Raw genomic sequence first — 19936 nt, 5'->3', positions numbered from 1 at the left:
GGCATACCGATGAAATGCCAGAATTTATATACAATAAGTAGTTTTATTACCGTTAGGTTTGTTCAACTTTTCCAGGATTCCAAACATACAGCCTAGTGTGTATAAAACGAAATAAGTACCTATGTACTTCATGACCAACAAACAAAACACAGACTGACGCGTGACCACCAAATATAATTTGGCCCCCTGAATCCACCCCGCGCAACACCAATAGGTACTTAACTTATGTTGAGGCAACAAACTAAAATATGTAGCATTGATAATGCATGTTTGTTACCCCAACATTTTTATATGTATTTTGCAGATAAGATAACGTTGTGAAATTTCCTCACCAGTGCATAGCTATCTGCTTGATTACAGGCACGTGTATCATGTCAGTTCAGGGATATCTTTCCAGCATATCTACCTTCACCGAATAATTCCCGGTCTCAGTCAACACCTAGGGAAGGTGCGAACAAGTTCCTGATATGAGATCATCATATTCATCCGGAGCGCATCCCAGAGGGACATCATGAGCCATCAACTCACCTTCGCCGATAGTGAATTCAGCACTAAGCGCCGTCAGACCCGAAAAGAGATTTTCCTCTCCCGCATGGAGCAGATTCTGCCATGGCAGAATATGACCGCTGTCATCGAGCCGTTTTATCCCAAGGCGGGCAATGGCCGACGGCCCTATCCGCTGGAGACCATGCTGCGTATTCACTGCATGCAGCATTGGTACAACCTGAGCGACGGTGCCATGGAAGATGCCCTGTACGAAATCGCCTCCATGCGCCTGTTTGCCCGATTATCCCTGGATAGCGCCCTGCCGGATCGCACCACCATCATGAATTTCCGCCACCTGCTCGAGCAGCATCAACTGGCACGTCAATTGTTCAAGACCATCAATCGCTGGCTGGCCGAAGCAGGCGTCATGATGACCCAAGGCACTTTGGTGGATGCCACCATCATTGAGGCCCCCAGCTCTACCAAGAACAAAGAGCAGCAACGCGATCCGGAGATGCATCAGACCAAGAAAGGCAATCAGTGGCACTTTGGCATGAAGGCCCACATTGGTGTCGATGCCAAGAGTGGCCTGACCCACAGCCTAGTCACCACCGCGGCCAACGAGCATGACCTCAATCAGCTGGGTAATCTGCTTCATGGAGAGGAGCAATTTGTCTCAGCCGATGCCGGCTACCAAGGAGCGCCACAGCGCGAGGAGCTGGCCGAGGTGGATGTGGACTGGCTGATCGCCGAGCGTCCCGGCAAGGTAAAAACCTTGAAGCAGCATCCGCGCAAGAACAAAACGGCCATCAACATCGAATACATGAAAGCCAGCATCCGTGCCAGGGTGGAGCACCCGTTTCGCATCATCAAGCGGCAGTTCGGCTTCGTGAAAGCCAGATACAAAGGGCTGCTGAAAAACGATAACCAACTGGCGATGTTATTCACCCTGGCCAACCTGTTTCGGGTGGACCAAATGATACGTCAGTGGGAGAGATCTCAGTAAAAACCGGAAATAACGCCAGAAATGGTGGAAAAAATAGCCTAAATAGGCTGATTCGATGTGTTTGCGGGAAAAAAATCGGCCCAGATCCGCGAAATTTTAATCAGCGAGTCAGCTTGGGAAGAAATGACCTGCTTATTCGCACCTTCCCTAGTTTATTGTGGTATTTTCTCATCAGACTGCCTAGTTTCTGTGCTGCAATTTTCCCGGCGTCAAGACCTTCCTTCTCAGCGGTACTTTCAACGGCAGTTACCTCATCAATTAGAAGTGACATGCCTGCAACATACGTTTCCCTGTCATACCCTTCTACAGGGCTGTTCAGGATGGACTCTGCTGTTGCTTTCAGTTCCCGCATATCTTTCCTGAAGGATGTAACGTCCTCCTCCTTAAGTGCTGCGCGGTAGCTTTTATTCATCATCTTCATGGCATGTTCAACACCGTCAGAACCAGCCATTACACAGGGGGATAAAAGAAGAGTGGCTCCTATCACAACAGTACGCATAATTTTTCTCATAATAGCCTCCATATTGTTTACTCTCGTTTTCACAGTCAGAAGGGGTAATATTGCGCAAAAAAATAATCCCTTCCCAATCTTCTCAAAAAACAGCAGCATTCATATTATTTTTCAGGATTATTTGCCCCCGCAACCAGGACTATTATCACCTTTAAAATAAGGGTCAACATGTGTCATAACATTTAAAACATGATGATTATCTAAAACTGATTTCCTGGCCAAAACAGCAATGTCATGTCCTACTTTCACTGATAAATCACCATCAATTTCCAGATGAACATCAACAACAACAAGGTCCCCCATTTTTCTGGTCTTGAGGTCATGGATGCCTTCGACCCCAGGCGTGGACAATAATGTTGTTTTTATACTATTTTCAGTTTCAATATCCACGGCCCTGTCCATCAAGTCATGAAGCGAATCTGACATAAATGAATATCCCATTCTGGTCACAATCAGTCCCACAACCAGTGCAGCTACCGGATCAAGCAATTTAAACCCTGATAAACTACCAATAATACCAATAGCCACCACCAAAGATGAGGCGGCATCAGAGCGGGCATGCCAGGCATTGGCAACCAGCATAGTGGATTTTACTCGGGTTGCTACTGCCAGCATATAGCGAAAAAGAAGCTCTTTGATAACCAGTGCGGCTAAGGCCACCCACAGAGCAACAATATGTACCTGAGGAATATCATCTGGTTGTTGCATTTTATTTGCTGCTGACCATAACATCCCGATGCCAACAATGAATAAAATTGTCCCCAGAATTAATGATGCACCATTTTCATAACGATGATGCCCGTAGTGATGGTCATCATCGGGATTTTTTTTACTTTTATGATTAGCAATAAGCACCACAAAGTCTGAAACTAAATCAGACAGAGAATGGATACCATCCGCAATAAGCCCCTGAGATCCGGAAAATACGCCAGTAATCACTTGCCCGGATGTCAGAAAACAATTAACAAGCACACTAACCCATGTGCTTTTACGGGCCGCGAGGAAACGCTCATGAGAACTAATATCAATATCATCCGTAAGTTTGTTTACCTGCACCTGAAACTCCTAATAACAGCATCTACAGTTAATACTAAGCAGCCAATACTACCCGGCCAAGTTCAGTTTTGGTATATGAAATTTTGAGGTACTGTGGTGAAAATATAAAAATGGTGAGATTTATTCCTGTAAAGACCGCGCCATGGTGGCGATAACATTTATTTATCATAACGCCTGAACATTAATTTATTCTGAACAGAAGAGAGAAGAAAAGTTGACAGTTATCACAACTATACACTTACGCCCAGTGTGGATGGGTTCAACAAACTAAAATTGCAAACCCGATTAACTGAGGAATTGAGCGCTCTCGAAGAGGAGTTGCTTTCGGGTAGCTGTCAACCATTGCAAAATGGTAAACAACATCCTTTGGGTCCCCAACTGTGTGGCCACTGTAGTGACTGTGGTGGGTGATAGAACTGGTCACATTGATGCCAGACTTTTTCGTGCCGCATGTATGGCACACTGAATTTGATTAAGACCTGCTGAAATGAAACCGGAGTGCTTCAGCTACAGAAACTGACCAAATCGTATACCCCAAGCAAGATCTGAATACCATCCGAACAATATCTCTTTTAGGTATACCTGATAAAGACCATGACACACAGTATCAATAGGGTTAAATTTGACTCTATTGACAATAAAAACACGCACTGTATCATATGGGTATCAATTTAATACTCAAAAGAGAATGCATAATGAATGTCCGTATCTATTGCCGTGCATCTACCGAAGGCCAACATGCTGATCGTGCATTAGTTAGCCTGCGCGAATTTGCGCAAAGCAAAAACTGGCAAGTAGCCGGAGAATACATTGAGAATGCCAGCGGTGCGAAGCTGGAACGTGTGGAACTGATGCACCTACTTGCCGAAGCACGGCCTGGCGATTTGCTTCTAATTGAAGCGATTGACCGTCTCAGTCGTCTTCAACATGAAGAATGGGCTGAACTCAAAGCTACGCTGAACAGTAAAGGACTGGTTATTGTTTCGATGGATTTGCCAACAAGCTGGCAGATGGTTGAAATGTCTGGTAACGACCTTACTAGCGGCATTCTTCGGGCAGTCAATGCTATGCTGATCGATATCCTTGCGACAATGGCACGACAAGATTATGAAACCCGCCGTAAACGCCAGGCACAGGGGATCGAGAGAGCAAAACTGGCAGGTTTGTATACGGGGAAAGAAAAAGATATGGAAGCCCGTGAAACTGTTCGCGAAATGCTGGCGCAGAATGTTAAACCAGCCCACATCATGAAAGCGGCAGGTATCAGCCGCGCCACCTTTTACCGAATCAAGAAAGAGCTTTTGTGTTAAAAACGGACTTGATAACAGTATTTGCTGCCCATATGTCCTGACTTTGAAACGCTCATATTATAATTAAGGATATCCCATGGTAGGTAACTCATTCTTCAAAGGTGTTGATGAAAAAATAGGCAGACAAAAACAAGAGCAGATTGAAGAAAAAGAAACGTTAGCCCAGGAACGAGAACGCTTATCGGAAATTATTGAATCTCTCGTACCAGAAGTTGAAACGTACAAAAATGGTTTACTTGAAAGAGGAATCCACGCTGAAATTTCTACATCTGCACGGCATATAAGCTTCAATATGAAGTATAAAGACGGCGGGAAGCATGAACTTTTATTATCAGAAACTGAGCGATTTGATGGCCGCTATTCGATAACGACATTTTCTACAAACGATAATGGTCGTACTTTTAGTTCTACAAACGGTGCATCTTATAGTTCAACTACTTGGTCGAATGATGATTTCTTTAAAGCTTTAGAACGGCATATCAATGATTTCTTGTTCTATGCGAATCGTCATGGTGGTCTTTAAACAACGACCGTTGTATAACAAGCCTCGCTGAAGTGCGAGGCTTTATTTTATCCATACCGATGCTCGATTTCGATAACACCAACACATTCATCAAACCAGCAACAGTCAAATACTTTCATATATTCAGTCTAAACTGTTGTAAAATTTATCAATAGTCTGACTTTGACAAATTCATTTAATCTAATTCGTAATTTTACTTTTCAAATTAGGTTATGAATGCATCAAATCCAATTCAACCTGTGGCAGATCAAAAAAACAACCATACCTAAAATTATAATCAAAAATATTTTTAATGTATTTGGAAATTTATCTTTCCAAAAAGTTAAGGATAACTGTTCCTCAATCCATCGCTTCTCCAATTCACTGTAAAATTTATAGTGAGCATACCAATTACTACCACAAATTTGTTTAGTAATTGTGCTATTATCAAAATCTTGCATCAGAACTTCAAGTTCCTGAATATACTTAGCTGAATCTGGCTGGCTCTCTGATTTTGCATCGTAATACAGTCGTTCAATCTTTCTGAAGATGTCAGTTTGCCTTTTCCCCGCCTCTTCATATTTACTTTTATCACCATCATAGAAATTAATGTATAGGCTACCAATGCTCAGAATAATAAAAATTGCAGAAATATTCTTAGAACTCATTTCATCCATATAAAGACCAAGAACAGATACTGCGAGTGATATTATGCCAATCCAGCCAGGAAGCTTACTTACAATGTCAAATGTTGCAAAGGTTTTCTTTGCTCCGAACCCAACGTTGTATCCAGCAGAAGCAATATGATTCAGCAAGTCATTTTTTAGCATGTTTTTCACTCAATTGGAATGTCGATAGTAGCCTGGGCAATTACTATATGATTCTTAACGATATAACACCACACCTTATGACTACCTCTGAACTTTGTATGTTCAGTATGGGTAGTTTGACCTAAAATTATTTGACCTCGAATTTCATCACGTTCTTCAGCCTCTTTACCTCTATTCAATACTTTCCAGTATATGTCATAAGGTTCAGGAATCAGATCTAAACTTGCTTGATTGATCGAGAATGATAAAGTCTTATTAGGAGGTAACCAAGGTCGAGCTATATCCGAAAGGTAAGCTCTAATCGAGCGTTCCCTATACCCACTTTCTTTGACAATACAGTTGACTTCAAGTGGATATCTAATATCGACATCATCAAATTTTTCATCCGTAAATTCTTCCGTATTACGCCATGTGCGGGCAAAATATGATTCATTAACGAAATTATCTGACCCCAGCCCCAGAGAGTCTTGCATTTCCGTTGCTGCTTTAGGAAAAGTAAGTCCGAAAACTTCCCGCCAAAGTTCATGACATTTCTTTGTATAGCCATTCTCGTACGCGTCAATCGCTTGCGTGCATAGTTTGAAGGCACGTTTTGATTGTCGCTGGAAATTTTTGTAGACCTTAACCCTTTGTCCACTGCCTATTGCAGCATAGTGTTCATGAACGTCTTCTTTTTGCAAAAAATCAAAAAAGTCACGGCACATGAAACCATAACTAACCATTCCAGTTTCATCATAATCATCGGTTTGTTTAAGGAACCTCCATGCTAACGTGTCAATAAGAAGTCCTCCCATGTCTACTGTATTTCTGTTTTTCCAAGCTCGCAACATGCGACAAAGTGAATCGCCACGGGTTTAACAGACACCTCAGAGTCATTTAAGATGACTTAAAGAGAGGTGCCCATGAGCGGTAAACGTTATCCCGAAGAGTTTAAAATTGAAGCAGTCAAACAGGTTATTGATCGCGGTCATTCTGTTTCCAGCGTTGCAACACGTCTCGATATCACCACCCACAGCCTTTACGCCTGGATAAAGAAGTACGGTCCGGACTCATCCACTAACAAAGAACAGTCAGATGCTCAGGCCGAGATCCGCCGACTCCAGAAGGAGTTGAAGCGGGTTACTGACGAACGGGACATATTAAAAAAAGCCGCGGCGTACTTCGCAAAGCTGTCCGACTGAGGTACGCCTTTATTCGTGACAACTCCCTTTGCTGGCCTGTTCGTCTGCTCTGCAGGGTGCTGGATGTTCATCCCAGTGGGTTTTACGCCTGGTTTAAGCAACCGTATTCTCAGCGCCACCAGATAGATCTGAGACTGACGGGACAGATCAAACAGTTCTGGCTGGAGTCCGGTTGCGTTTATGGTTATCGCAAGATCCATCTGGACTTGCGGGATAGCGGGCAACAGTGCGGAGTGAACAGAGTCTGGCGACTGATGAATCGTGCCGGGATAAAGGCTCAGGTCGGGTACCGGAGCCCGCGGGCACACAAAGGCGAGGTCAGTATCGTATCGCCCAACAGGCTTCAGCGACAGTTCAATCCGGATGCTCCGGATGAGCGTTGGGTAACGGACATAACTTACATCAGGACCCACGAAGGCTGGCTGTATCTTGCCGTGGTTGTTGATCTGTTCTCACGCAAAATTATCGGCTGGTCAATGCAATCCCGGATGACAAAGGACATTGTCCTGAATGCGCTTCTGATGGCCATATGGCGACGTAATCCTCTAAAACAGGTGATGGTTCATTCAGATCAGGGCAGTCAGTACACAAGCCATGAGTGGCAGTCGTTCCTGAAATCACATGGTCTGGAGGGCAGCATGAGCCGTCGCGGTAACTGTCACGATAATGCGGTTGCAGAAAGCTTTTTCCAGTTGCTGAAACGCGAACGGATAAAGAAAAAGATCTACGGAACACGGGAAGAAGCCCGCAGCGATATTTTTGATTACATCGAAATGTTTTATAACAGTAAGCGTCGGCATGGTTCGAGCAATCAGATGTCACCGACAGAATATGAAAACCAGTATTATCAACGGCTCAGAAGTGTCCAGATTATCCGTGGCGATTCAAAGATTATGGAGATTACGACTTTTGTTATTTCGGAAATTCCTCATTTCGGTAATTTCCATACGAGGTTTAGTTACCCGCCACCCACCATTACCATTGTCAGCTTTCGTATCAGGGTATTTAAAATGATCTCCGTCAGCAAAGACTGGTTGCACCTCTATATGGAAAGAGTCAAAAACAATCTGCACTACTAATCGATCAACCTTGACTTCTTGCTGCGAAAAGGTTTGTTTTAAAGCATCTTTTACATCACGAAGTAAACGTCGTTGAGGATTCAAACCTACTTGATAAGCCTCCCACAACCCTGAAGGCATAATGTACAGCATATCTAAATCTGACGTTTTGCTGACCGCCGTACGACGACCTGCTGAACCAACCTTCAGTCGATTATTGAAACCGTTTTCAGTTTCCCGAAACCTTATGTTAAGCCTTCTTGTGGCATTTTTATAATGTGTTGCAATTGCCGTCATTCGTTCATTAGGTATTTTCAAATTGTCCAGGAAAATACGAAACATCTCTGCTGTTTGCATCTAATTATCCTTAACTGTCCAGAGGTTACACAATGTGCTGGTACTAACGCTAGTAATCACACCTTTTCATTACTTTCGTAAAATCAAGCACTTTTGAAGCCTGCATTTTAGAAAGCTTTAGAAGGCATACGGAGGCTAATGCTAATACAAAAAGTGTGTTTTTCATCCTTTTTCACACAATTACATAATCTCGAATAAAATACTAATTATATCAATAGACTACACATTGCATAGAGAACTAAAGAAGGTCTTGACCGAGCAAGGAAGGTAGGTAAAAGTTAGGCGGTTGCAACAGATATTCGTAAGCGACTTCTGGAAGCCAATATGAAGAGGTCTCAGCCAAGCAAAAAGTGGGATTAAGTCTTCCTACGATCAAAGGGAACTGGAACATGCATCAAGAATGACGGGCACGTTCCAACAACCCAAAAACAAGACCGCGAGCGAAGCGAGTTCCGTCAAGCGAAGCGAAGACGGATAGTTAGCGTTGATTAAAAAACATACGGAAATGTACTGTTTTTTCTATATATAAAATATAAATATTATAAACAGTACATAGTACACAGACACTCACTACGTTCGTGTCCCTCGCTTCGCTCGGAATTTTGAAGGAATGTATTATTCTATAAGCAAAGCAACTATAGTTGAACTATCATGCATCTGACCGAAGCATAAAGTTAACCAGCTACAAATTATGCCTTAAAACGCTATGAGCGAGGCTGTAAGCGATTTTCATGATATGGGTAATGCGATTGCATACCTTGGAAAGAAAAACGCGCTACGGGCTTCCTGTGCGATATTTACGAATTTAGTGCTTTACAACTCAATTTTGATGTTGAGTACATGCGTGTTCCCTTCCCTGTTTGCGCTTTACCACGTTCTTTTGCCAGGTAAGAAAGCCAGAATACCGGACCTTCGAGTGATGAAGGATGTTCACGATGAATGACGTAGTGATCGGGATAGTCTTTAGTGGCTTTAGACAAGTTTACCAGCGTTGCTTTACCACCTGTCAGTTTCATCCAGATTTCCGTAATAATACCAGCGATCCCTCTTTCTGGCGTTCCAAACCATCTTACCGAACGATGTGGAAGTGCAATCCAGCAATGGTAATGGGGTTGTGAAGCCTTTTCCTGTTCGCAAACCCAACCGTAAGCAAAATCGATGATAGGTTCTGATAAACCGTTGTTTCCAGACTCCAGGCGGTCACGTAATCGTTTGAACAGGTTGCGTATGTATTTGTTACCTGCTTCAACAGAAGTGAACTCAGGGAGGTGGAGATCAAAACGGGTCAGGAACACTCGACTGTAGAGCTTCAGGATTGCGTTCAGTTCGTTGATTGTTGAAATAAGTATGTCATGACGAACACCAGAGCCGATTCTTGTGTTAATCCGGTATGCATGACCATCATGAACAAAGGAGTTGCCATTAATTGTTTTGTAACGTCCGTGTTCATGGTAGACGGTACGAAAACTTGTTGCCGATAAAACCGACGATTCGAATAGGGTTTGTGATTGTTGCATCATTGTTAAATTAACCTTTTTGTACTCAGAAAGAGATCACACCTCCTACATAGTTACTACCTAAAACCACGGTAAAACGATGGCATTTGCGATAGCGCAAAGCCGCCTTGCATCTGACGTTGGGGATGTTTTCGAGGAGAGAAATACTACGGAACAAAGTTTACGGAAATATTTATAATAACTCATTATCATATCAGAAGGAGTGAAAGGGGGCAACGGAAATCATGCCTTGATAAAAGAGGGATGATGATTGTGTGGGGTGTTGGTAACAACGGAGAAATTCAAAGGGATTTACAATCTTGTCTTTGGCTTCCTTCCGGCATACACAGTTGAGTGGGAGCTGTAATTTTCAACATTGCAGTAACCTGATTGTTCACAGTGTACATCGGCAAATATCAATTATACCTATTACACTTCAGTGAACACCGACGGTAACCTGATTGACTTCGTGGTGTTCGGCATCCTGCATGGACTCTCTACCAAGTGGTATCTGGTCCCTGTTGTGGCGGCGATCTGGTTCGCGGTGTACTACGTCATCTTCCGTTTCGCCATCACACGCTTCAATTTGAAGACACCAGGTCGAGACGTCGAAATTGCCAGCAATATCGAAAAAGTAATGGCTGGAGCGCCGGGTAAATCCGGTTACAACGTCCCTGCCATTCTGTCGGCGCTTGGCGGTGCGGAAAACATCGTTAGCCTGGATAACTGTATTACCCGTCTGCGTTTGTCAGTGAAGGATATGTCTCTTGTGAATGTACAGGCACTGAAGGACAATCGCGCCATTGGCGTAGTGCAACTCAATCAGCATAATCTTCAGGTCGTTATTGGCCCACAGGTCCAGTCAGTGAAAGACGAGATCGCAGTTCTGATGAACACCGTACAAGCTTAAGGACAATGATATGTTTGATTTTTCAAAGGTTGTGGACAGGCATGGTACCTGGTGCACTCAGTGGGATTACGTTGCCGACCGTTTTGGTTCAGCCGACCTGCTGCCGTTCACTATCTCCGATATGGATTTTGCCACCGCACCCTGTATTCTGGAGGCGCTGACTCAGCGCCTGTCACATGGCGTGTTGGGTTACAGTCGCTGGAAAAATGATGAATTTCTTGCGGCGATTAGTCACTGGTTTCTATCGCGTCATAATACCCAAATCGATCCTCAGTCGCTGGCTTATGGCCCCTCGGTCATCTATATGGTATCGGAGCTGATCCGCCAGTGGTCTTCTGCGGGTGATGCGGTGGTGATTCATACGCCGGCGTACGACGCGTTTTACAAAGCAATTGAAGGTAATCAGCGCGTGGTGCGCGCTGTCGAACTGGAAAAACGCACTGACGGTTGGTACTGCGACATGGCCGCGCTGGAGAATGCCCTGTCTCGTCCAGAGAGCAAAATTCTTCTGCTCTGTAGCCCACAAAATCCGACGGGCAAAGTGTGGACGCGTGATGAGCTGGAAACCATGGCAGAACTGTGTCAGCGCCATGGTGTAAAAGTTATTTCCGATGAGATCCATATGGATATGGTATGGGGGGATCACCCACATATCCCCTGGAGTAATGTCGCGCGCGACAGCTGGGCGCTGCTCACTTCCGGTTCAAAAAGTTTTAATATTCCGGCACTGACCGGGGCTTACGGAATTATTGAAGACGCTCAAAGCCGTAACGATTATCTCTGCGCATTAAAAGGTCGCGATGGTCTTTCCTCACCAGCAGTGCTCGCGCTGAGCGCACATATTGCCGCCTATCATCAGGGAGCAAGCTGGCTTGATGCGCTGCGGGATTACCTTACCAGCAATTTGCATTACGTCGCCCGCGAGCTTAATGCCGCATTCCCCGAACTGAACTGGCAGGTTCCGCAATCCACCTATCTGGCATGGATTGACCTGCGTCCGCTCAACATTGATGACCACGCATTGCAGGAAGCGCTCATCCACCAGCAGAAAGTCGCCATCATGCCCGGATACACATACGGCGAAGAAGGACGCGGTTTTGTGCGCCTGAATGCCGGATGTCCACGATCCAAACTTGAAAAAGGCGTTCAGGGGTTGATTAACGGCATACGTTCTGTACGCTAATAAAGTTTGCGCAATGAAATTATTCATTGCGCAACATAGATTTTTATCCCGATTTTTTCTTATAATACGACGCACTTTACCTAAATACACGAGTGCGACCATGATTGATACTTCCCTCCCCTTGACCGACGTCCATCGCCACCTTGATGGTAACATCCGTGCCCAAACGACTCTGGATCTGGGTCGTCAGTTCAATTTAACGCTCCCGGCACAAACGTTGGAAACGCTGATCCCTCATGTGCAAGTGACATCCACTGAGCCAGATTTAGTGAGTTTTTTATCCAAGCTCGACTGGGGCGTGAAGGTACTGGCCTCGCTGGATGCCTGTCACCGCGTGGCATTTGAAAATATTGAGGATGCAGCACGTAACGGTCTGCACTATGTAGAATTACGTTTTTCACCAGGCTATATGGCGATGGCGCATCAACTCCCGGTGGCAGGTGTGGTTGAAGCCGTCATCGCAGGCGTGCGCGATGGCTGCAAGACCTTTGGCGTCGAAGCACGCTTAATTGGCATTATGAGCCGTACTTTTGGCGAAGCCGCCTGTCTGCAGGAACTGGATGCGCTGTTAGCCCACCGAGATCATATTACGGCACTGGATCTAGCCGGTGACGAACTGGGATTCCCTGGCAGTCTGTTCCTGTCCCATTTCAACCAGGCACGCGACGCCGGCTGGCATATTACCGTGCATGCGGGCGAAGCCGCGGGACCAGAAAGCATCTGGCAGGCCATTAAAGAGCTGGGCGCTGAGCGTATTGGTCACGGCGTTAAAGCCGTTGAAGATCGTGCGTTGATGGATTACCTCGCCGAGCATCGTATCGGCATCGAATCCTGCCTGACATCAAACATTCAGACCAGCACCGTTGCCTCACTAGCGAACCATCCGCTGAAAACGTTCCTTGAGCATGGCGTTATTGCCAGTTTGAATACGGACGACCCGGCTGTTCAGGGTGTGGATATTATTCACGAGTACACCATTGCCGCACCAGCTGCAGGCCTAACGCGCGAACAGATCCGCCAGGCGCAAATCAACGGTCTGGAAATGGCATTCCTGAGTAACGAAGAAAAACGAGCCTTGCGCGAGAAAGTCGCCGCAGCGTAACGGGTAAAGTGCTGAATGGCGCTAACGCTTATCCGGCCTACGTTGGTTTTCATTGTAGGCCGGATAAAATGCCTGAGCATCTCCATCCGGCATTAGTCCAATTAAGCAAGGCACAGTGTCGAACGATGTTTCGCAGATTCAATACCCAGCTCAATCAGCTCCATAATTTGGATAGCCTGTCTCGCCGGTACCGGGTTTTCACCGTTACCGTTTAGCGCATCACGAATGCCAGCATAGTACGCCGGATAGTTGCCTGGTACAGTAAGCCAGGTTTCTTCAACCTGCTCTTCGCCTTCTACTCGCGTCAAAACGCCATCGCGCATATCATAACCCCAGTCTTCCTGTGGTAGTCGCTCGCCATTTTTCAGACGCTCTTCCTGCGGGTCAAGACCATACTTCACATAGCTGCCACGCGATCCGTGCACAATATAACGGGCCGATTCTGCGGCAGCGAGCATGGTGCCATGCAGGATCACACGACGCTGCGGATACGTCAGGATGGCATGGAAGTAATCCGTCGCCTGCGCGCCTGGACGCAACTGGGCCAGGTCTACCGTCAGGCTGACGGGCAAACCAAACAGATTAATCGCCTGATCCAAAAGATGCGGTGCTAAATCGTACCAGATACCGCTTCCCGGACCGCCCTGTTCACGCCAACGGTCACGAACCTGCGGGCGGAAACGATCGAAATGGGATTCGAAATACGCCACCTCTCCCAAAACACCATCCGCCAGCAGAGCTTTCAGCGTCAGAAAATCACTGTCCCAGCGACGGTTATGGAACACAGACAGCACGCGCCCGAGGCTGCGCGCCAGCGTATCCAGCTCACGAGCTTGTGACAGTGTCACAGTAAAAGGCTTATCAACAACCACATGTTTGCCCGCTTCCAGCGCAGCTTTCGCTAATGGAAAGTGTGTGTCATTAGGCGTGGGGATCACAATCAGGTCGATATTTGGATCGTTAAAAAGATGCTTAGGCTCAGCAACAACCGCCACCGTAGGCCAGTCTGCCTTCACTTTTGCTTCATCACTACTGGAAACTGCAGCCAGTTCCAGGCCCGGCGTGCCCACAATCAGGGGGGCATGGAAGGTTTTACTGGCATAACCATAGCCAATTAGCCCAACGCGGATGTTGTCACTCATGTTATTGCCTCTCAATTCAGGACTGACCTATTTCACACCATACCTTGCAACGTCTCAATAGTTTAATAACCTTTGCGCTACAAAGGTTGTTTTTAACTTAAGTCAAACATATGCCACTTATGCTTAACTTGCAGCGAAAAAGAGGGAGAAATCGTTCCCAACCATCTTGCTGTATTAATGAGAGATTAGTAACATTTGCAGCCTGTGTTTATGGATAAATCAAAGCAAATGTCATCAGTAATGAATCGTCTTATTGAATTAACAGGTTGGATTGTTCTCGCCGTCTCCGTGATCCTGCTGGGTGTTGCCAATCATATTGACAATTACCAGCCGCCAGAGCCCGTTGCGGCAGTGCAGAAGAAATAAGCATCCGCAACCTTTTATTGCCCGGCAATTAACATTGGTAGTTGCAGGGTTTGCCGGTAAAAGATCGCTTTCTGTCAAAAAAAGCGAATTATGCCGCATCCCGCTCCGCTGCATATTGCCAGCGATCGCTAAGCGCGTTACCCTTGCCGAAGACGCGCATAGCGCCTGCTTTTTCACAGGTATGAACACTCTTCTTACATTTGCACGTAAATCCGCTTTTACCTGTGCACGTTGTTTATTTTTATATTTTCTACTCCGTTGGTATTATTTTATTAATATGGATCTGCATTTATGACTGTTCAGGATTACTTATTAAAATTCCGCAAAATCAGTTCACTCGAAAGTCTGGAAAAACTTTTCGACCATTTAAACTACACGCTCACCGACGATAGCGACATGATCAATATGTACCGTGCCGCAGACCATCGCCGTGCGGAGCTTATATCCGGAGGCCGTCTGTTTGATGTTGGTCAGGTACCTAAATCAGTCTGGCATTACGTGCAATAGAGAAGAAAGTAGCGCTCAACGTTAAAAGCTTTATAATAATCGCCCCAAAATGAATGGCATGATTGATTGCGCGCGTAAAACTGGAGAAGAGATGACTACCACACCGGCACAACGTATCGGAGGCTGGCTACTTGGGCCACTGGCCTGGCTGTTAGTCGCGTTGTTGAGCGCTTCGCTGGCGTTATTACTTTATGTCACTGCGCTGGCAACACCGCAAACCTTCAAAACGCTGGGTGAGCAAAGTACAGCAAATTTGCTGTTATGGGGCGTCTCCTTTGTTACCGCGATCGCCATGTGGTATTACACACTGTGGCTGACAATTGCGTTTTTCAAACGCAGAGCCTGTGTGCCCAAGCATTACATTCTGTGGCTGCTGATCTCCGTGTTGCTGGCGATTAAAGCGTTTGCGTTTTCACCTGTCCCAGACGCTTTTGCGGTGCGCCAACTGCTGTTCCCATTACTGGCCGCAGCACTGTTGGTGCCCTACTTCAAGCGATCGCAGCGCGTTAAATCGACGTTTGTGAACCCGTAATAACCCTACAGTTAACCTGTTGTCGCCTGTTGTAGATTGTCAGATAATAGGCGGCTTTTTTATTTCAGGCCGAAAAATGACTGATTACCTGCTGCTGTTTGTCGGAACTGTACTGGTCAATAACTTTGTACTGGTCAAGTTTCTGGGCCTCTGCCCGTTTATGGGCGTTTCCAAAAAACTGGAAACCGCAATGGGTATGGGCCTTGCCACGACGTTTGTCATGACACTGGCATCCATCTGCGCATGGCTGATTGATACCTGGATCCTAATCCCGCTCAATCTCATCTATCTGCGCACACTGGCTTTTATTCTGGTTATCGCCGTCGTCGTGCAGTTTACCGAAATGGTTGTGCGCAAAACCAGCCCTGCGCTGTACCGCCTGCTGGGGATCTTCCTACCGCTGATCACGACTAACTGCGCAGTGTTAGGTGTGGCGCTGCTGAACATCAACCTCGGCCATAACTTTTTACAGTCGGCGCTATACGGTTTTTCCGCCGCCGTCGGCTTCTCGCTGGTGATGGTACTGTTCGCCGCGATCCGCGAACGCCTCGCCGTGGCGGACGTCCCGGCGCCGTTTCGCGGGAATGCGATTGCGCTGATTACCGCTGGTTTAATGTCATTGGCCTTTATGGGCTTTAGTGGTTTGGTGAAGTTGTAATGAATGCTATCTGGATTGCCGTTGCCGCAGTGAGTGTACTGGGTCTGGCGTTCGGCGCTATTTTGGGGTACGCCTCACGACGTTTTGCCGTTGAAGATGATCCGGTCGTGGAGAAAATTGATGAAATTCTCCCGCAAAGCCAGTGTGGGCAGTGCGGCTATCCGGGCTGTCATCCTTACGCTGAAGCGATCGGCTCTCAGGGTGAAAAAATTAACCGTTGCGCCCCCGGTGGCGAAGCGGTGATGTTAAAAATTGCCGCCCTGCTGAACGTCGATCCGCAGCCTATTGATGGTGATGAACAAGACGTTACGCCGGTGCGTATGCTGGCGGTCATTGATGAAAATAACTGTATCGGGTGCACTAAGTGTATTCAGGCCTGCCCGGTCGATGCGATCGTGGGCGCGACTCGCGCCATGCACACGGTAATGAGCGATCTCTGCACTGGGTGCAACCTGTGTGTTGACCCGTGCCCGACGCAATGCATTGAATTACGCCCGGTAGCCGAGACACCCGATAGCTGGAAATGGGATTTAAACACCATCCCTGTGCGCATCATTCCCGTGGAACAACATGTTTAAGTTATTCTCTGCATTCAGAAAAAATAAAATCTGGGACTTTGATGGTGGCATTCATCCACCAGAAATGAAAACCCAGTCAAACGGAACACCGTTGCGACAGGTTCCGCTGGCACCGCGTTTCGTTATTCCGCTGAAACAACATATTGGTGCGGAGGGTGAACTGTGCGTAAACGTGGGTGACACCGTGCTGCGTGGTCAGGCATTAACCCGCGGGCGTGGCAAAATGCTTCCAGTCCATGCGCCAACATCAGGTACCGTGGTTGCCATTGCCCCGCACTCCACCGCACATCCTTCGGCACTGGCTGAGTTGAGCGTTATCATAGACGCCGATGGAGAAGACCGCTGGATTGAGCGAGACGGCTGGACCGATTACCGCTCCCGCAACCGGGAAGAGCTGATTGCACGTATTCATCAGTTCGGCGTCGCCGGGCTGGGTGGCGCAGGTTTTCCCACCGGCGTTAAACTGCAGGGCGGCGGAGATAAAATTGAAACGCTGATCATTAACGCCGCCGAATGCGAGCCGTACATTACGGCAGATGACCGCCTGATGCAGGACTGTGCGGCTCAGGTCGTCGAAGGGATCCGCATCCTGGCGCACATTCTTCAGCCACGCGAGATCCTCCTCGGCATAGAAGATAACAAGCCGCAGGCAATATCTATGCTGCGCGCAGTTCTGGCTGATTCACACGACATCAGTTTGCGCGTGATCCCCACCAAGTACCCTTCCGGCGGGGCTAAACAGTTAACACAAATCCTGACTGGCAAGCAGGTTCCCCACGGTGGACGCTCCTCAGATATCGGCGTATTGATGCAAAACGTCGGAACCGCCTATGCAATTAAACGTGCAGTAATTGACGGTGAGCCAATCACCGAGCGTGTCGTGACGCTTACCGGTGAAGCCGTCAGCCGTCCGGGCAACGTCTGGGCTCGTTTGGGCACGCCGGTTCGCCATCTGCTCAACGACGCGGGCTTCTGCCCTTCCGCCGACCAGATGGTGATTATGGGCGGACCGCTGATGGGGTTTACGCTGCCATGGCTGGATGTCCCGGTGGTGAAGATTACCAACTGTCTTCTGGCCCCCTCTGCCAGTGAAATGGGTGAAACGCCGGAAGAGAAAGGCTGCATTCGCTGTAGCGCATGCGCCGATGCCTGTCCGGCGGATCTCCTGCCACAACAGCTTTATTGGTTCAGTAAAGGGCAACAGCACGACAAAGCAACGGCCCACAATATCGCCGACTGCATTGAATGCGGTGCCTGCGCCTGGGTATGCCCAAGCAATATTCCGCTGGTGCAGTATTTCCGCCAGGAAAAAGCTGAGATTTACGCCATTAGCCAGGAAGAAAAACGAGCCGCTGAAGCGAAAGCACGGTTTGAAGCCCGACAGGCGCGCCTTGAACGTGAAAAAGCAGCGCGTCTTGAACGTCATAAGAGCGCCGCTGCTCAACCGGCGGCCAAAGACCATGATGCTATTGCCGCCGCGCTGGCTCGCGTAAAAGAAAAACAGGCTCAGGCGCTGCAGCCGGTAGTAATTCAGGCAGGTGAAAAACCTGACAATAGCGCAGTGATTGCCGCACGCGAGGCGCGTAAGGCGCAAGCTCGTGCTTCCCGTAAGGAAAATTCGCCGCAAAGTGAAGGCAGCAGCACGGGTACAGATCCGCGTAAAGCTGCCGTCGAAGCGGCAATTGCTCGCGCCAAAGCCCGCAAGCTCGAGCAGCAGGCGGTACCGGAAACAGCCGAACCGGTTGATCCACGTAAAGCCGCCGTGGAAGCGGCCATCGCCCGCGCTAAGGCCCGCAAGCTCGAGCAGCAGGTGGTACCGGAAACAGCCGAATCGGTTGATCCGCGTAAAGCCGCCGTGGAAGCGGCCATCGCCCGCGCCAAGGCCCGCAAGCTCGAGCAGCAGGAGGTACCGGAAACAGCCGAATCGGTTGATCCGCGTAAAGCCGCCGTGGAAGCGGCCATCGCCCGCGCCAAGGCCCGCAAGCTCGAACAGCAGGCGGTACCGGAAACAGCCGAGCCGGTTGATCCACGCAAAGCCGCCGTCGCGGCCGCTATCGCACGCGCTCAGGCAAAGAAAGCCGCACAGCAGCAGGTTGTTAACGAGGAATAAATGGTATTCAGAATAGCAAGCTCCCCTTATACCCATAACCAGCGCCAGACATCACGTATCATGATGTTGGTGTTACTTGCGGCATTGCCGGGAATCGCCGCACAGCTGTGGTTCTTCGGCTGGGGTACGTTGTTCCAGATAATTCTGGCCGCCATCAGCGCTATCGCAGCCGAAGCGGGCGTGCTTAAACTGCGTAAACAACCCATTGTGCCGATTTTAAAAGACAACTCTGCGTTACTCACCGGGTTGCTGCTGGCCGTGAGTATTCCCCCGCTCGCCCCCTGGTGGATGGTGGTATTGGGCACGGTATTCGCGGTTATCATTGCGAAACAGCTGTATGGCGGTCTCGGTCAGAACCCGTTTAACCCTGCCATGATTGGTTACGTCGTGCTGCTAATCTCATTTCCAGTACAGATGACCAGTTGGCTGCCGCCGCACGAAATTGCGGCTACAGTGCCTGGGTTCTTTGACGCGCTGAACGTTATCCTTAGCGGCCATACCGTCAGCGGTGGGGATATGAATACACTGCGTATGGGCATTGATGGTATCAGCCAGGCAACGCCTCTCGATACCTTTAAGACATCACTGCATGCCGGGCATACCGTTGAACAGGTGATGCAATACTCGATTTACAGCGGTGTGCTGGCAGGCGCGGGCTGGCAGTGGGTTAATCTTGCCTGGCTGGCGGGTGGTATCGTTCTGTTATGGCAGGGGGCGATTCGCTGGCATATCCCGGTTAGCTTCCTGCTGTCGCTCGCCGTTTGCGCCACTCTGGGATGGTTGTTCTCACCTGAGTCACTCGCGTCTCCTCAGTTACACCTGCTTTCCGGCGCAACCATGCTGGGTGCATTTTTTATTCTTACCGACCCCGTTACGGCCTCGACAACTAACCGCGGCCGCCTGATTTTTGGCGCACTTGCGGGGTTGTTAGTATGGTTGATTCGCAGTTTTGGCGGTTATCCTGACGGTGTAGCCTTTGCTGTATTACTGGCAAATATCACGGTTCCCCTGATTGATTATTATACCCGCCCTCGCGTGTACGGACATCGCTAAGG

Annotated in this window: 19 protein-coding genes and 2 pseudogenes; 14 read left to right on the top strand and 7 right to left on the bottom strand. The window is 47.9% G+C overall.

Translation table 11 applies throughout. The features are described 5' to 3' along the window. The first annotated feature begins 511 nt into the window (after positions 1-511). Complete coding sequence (locus tag E6P06_RS14585) at positions 512-1492, top strand: IS5-like element ISKpn26 family transposase (protein WP_000019445.1); 981 nt, start codon at positions 512-514, stop codon at positions 1490-1492. Positions 1493-1592: 100 nt separating this feature from the next. On the opposite strand, the gene E6P06_RS14580 is transcribed toward E6P06_RS14585, so the two are convergent. Together E6P06_RS14580 and E6P06_RS14575 are read right to left on the bottom strand one after the other, a co-directional pair. Then, positions 1593-2003, bottom strand: coding sequence for a cytochrome b562 (locus E6P06_RS14580; protein ID WP_187173916.1), 411 nt, complete (start codon positions 2001-2003; stop codon positions 1593-1595). 117 nt (positions 2004-2120) lie between these two features. After that, positions 2121-3059, bottom strand: a complete 939-nt coding sequence (locus E6P06_RS14575; RefSeq protein ID WP_001198019.1) for a cation diffusion facilitator family transporter — start codon at positions 3057-3059, stop codon at positions 2121-2123. A gap of 695 nt (positions 3060-3754) precedes the next feature. Between E6P06_RS14575 and E6P06_RS14570 the strand changes: the two genes are divergently transcribed. Continuing rightward, a complete protein-coding gene (locus E6P06_RS14570) occupies positions 3755-4369 on the top strand; it encodes a recombinase family protein (protein WP_007890845.1) in 615 nt (204 codons plus the stop codon). 76 nt (positions 4370-4445) lie between these two features. Next, on the top strand, positions 4446-4892 hold the full coding sequence (locus tag E6P06_RS14565; protein WP_049025767.1) for a hypothetical protein: 447 nt from the start codon (positions 4446-4448) through the stop codon (positions 4890-4892). Between the two features lie 221 nt (positions 4893-5113). On the opposite strand, the gene E6P06_RS14560 is transcribed toward E6P06_RS14565, so the two are convergent. Then, positions 5114-5701 carry an SLATT domain-containing protein gene (locus E6P06_RS14560; protein ID WP_007890843.1) on the bottom strand — a complete coding sequence of 196 codons (588 nt, stop codon included), beginning with the start codon at positions 5699-5701 and terminating at the stop codon, positions 5114-5116. Positions 5702-5706: 5 nt separating this feature from the next. Continuing rightward, positions 5707-6495 (bottom strand): hypothetical protein, encoded by a 789-nt coding sequence (locus E6P06_RS14555; protein WP_246862904.1) that lies wholly within the window; start codon positions 6493-6495, stop codon positions 5707-5709. Positions 6496-6603: 108 nt separating this feature from the next. Between E6P06_RS14555 and E6P06_RS14550 the strand changes: the two are divergent. Next, a pseudogene (locus E6P06_RS14550) lies at positions 6604-7748 on the top strand (IS3 family transposase); the annotation flags it as partial. Positions 7749-7766: 18 nt separating this feature from the next. On the opposite strand, the gene E6P06_RS14545 reads toward E6P06_RS14550, so the two are convergent. Together E6P06_RS14545 and E6P06_RS14540 are read right to left on the bottom strand one after the other, a co-directional pair. Next, complete coding sequence (locus E6P06_RS14545; RefSeq protein ID WP_246862910.1) at positions 7767-8237, bottom strand: hypothetical protein; 471 nt, start codon at positions 8235-8237, stop codon at positions 7767-7769. A gap of 857 nt (positions 8238-9094) precedes the next feature. After that, positions 9095-9817, bottom strand: coding sequence for an inovirus-type Gp2 protein (locus E6P06_RS14540; protein WP_049025764.1), 723 nt, complete (start codon positions 9815-9817; stop codon positions 9095-9097). 418 nt (positions 9818-10235) lie between these two features. Between E6P06_RS14540 and E6P06_RS14535 the strand changes: the two are divergent. The 3 genes and pseudogenes from E6P06_RS14535 to add form a co-directional block, all read left to right on the top strand. Next, a pseudogene (locus E6P06_RS14535) lies at positions 10236-10703 on the top strand (glucose PTS transporter subunit EIIB); the annotation flags it as partial. 10 nt (positions 10704-10713) lie between these two features. After that, entirely contained in the window at positions 10714-11886 is a 1173-nt protein-coding gene (locus tag E6P06_RS14530) for a MalY/PatB family protein (RefSeq protein WP_139935375.1), read from the top strand. 100 nt (positions 11887-11986) lie between these two features. Continuing rightward, the gene (gene add, locus E6P06_RS14525) at positions 11987-12988 is read left to right on the top strand and encodes an adenosine deaminase (protein WP_139935374.1); all 1002 of its coding nucleotides are present in this window, start codon (positions 11987-11989) and stop codon (positions 12986-12988) included. Between the two features lie 101 nt (positions 12989-13089). On the opposite strand, the gene E6P06_RS14520 is transcribed toward add, so the two are convergent. Continuing rightward, a complete protein-coding gene (locus E6P06_RS14520) occupies positions 13090-14130 on the bottom strand; it encodes an oxidoreductase (RefSeq protein ID WP_003836419.1) in 1041 nt (346 codons plus the stop codon). Between the two features lie 240 nt (positions 14131-14370). Between E6P06_RS14520 and blr the strand changes: the two genes are divergently transcribed. The 7 genes from blr (at position 14371) to rsxD (ending at position 19934) form a co-directional block, all read left to right on the top strand. Further along, complete coding sequence (gene blr / locus E6P06_RS14515) at positions 14371-14496, top strand: division septum protein Blr (protein ID WP_003029134.1); 126 nt, start codon at positions 14371-14373, stop codon at positions 14494-14496. A 291-nt stretch (positions 14497-14787) separates the two neighbouring features. Next, positions 14788-15003 (top strand): transcription modulator YdgT, encoded by a 216-nt coding sequence (gene ydgT, locus E6P06_RS14510; protein ID WP_003029138.1) that lies wholly within the window; start codon positions 14788-14790, stop codon positions 15001-15003. Positions 15004-15094: 91 nt separating this feature from the next. After that, on the top strand, positions 15095-15535 hold the full coding sequence (locus tag E6P06_RS14505) for a DUF2569 domain-containing protein (RefSeq protein ID WP_003832803.1): 441 nt from the start codon (positions 15095-15097) through the stop codon (positions 15533-15535). 76 nt (positions 15536-15611) lie between these two features. Then, a complete protein-coding gene (rsxA, locus tag E6P06_RS14500; protein WP_003029144.1) occupies positions 15612-16193 on the top strand; it encodes an electron transport complex subunit RsxA in 582 nt (193 codons plus the stop codon). Continuing rightward, positions 16193-16771, top strand: a complete 579-nt coding sequence (gene rsxB, locus E6P06_RS14495) for an electron transport complex subunit RsxB (RefSeq protein ID WP_003029148.1) — start codon at positions 16193-16195, stop codon at positions 16769-16771. The genes rsxA and rsxB overlap by 1 nt, the downstream gene beginning before the upstream one ends. Continuing rightward, entirely contained in the window at positions 16764-18881 is a 2118-nt protein-coding gene (gene rsxC, locus E6P06_RS14490) for an electron transport complex subunit RsxC (RefSeq protein ID WP_139935373.1), read from the top strand. Before rsxB ends, rsxC begins: the two co-directional genes overlap by 8 nt. Continuing rightward, positions 18882-19934, top strand: coding sequence for an electron transport complex subunit RsxD (rsxD, locus tag E6P06_RS14485; RefSeq protein ID WP_139935372.1), 1053 nt, complete (start codon positions 18882-18884; stop codon positions 19932-19934). The last annotated feature ends 2 nt before the right edge of the window (positions 19935-19936 follow it).

The sequence above is a fragment of the Citrobacter sp. CF971 genome (assembly GCF_006385635.1).
In the GTDB taxonomy this organism is placed as follows: domain Bacteria; phylum Pseudomonadota; class Gammaproteobacteria; order Enterobacterales; family Enterobacteriaceae; genus Citrobacter; species Citrobacter freundii.
Note: the sequence above shows the minus strand (reverse complement) of the source record. Positions and strands in the feature narration are given on the sequence as shown.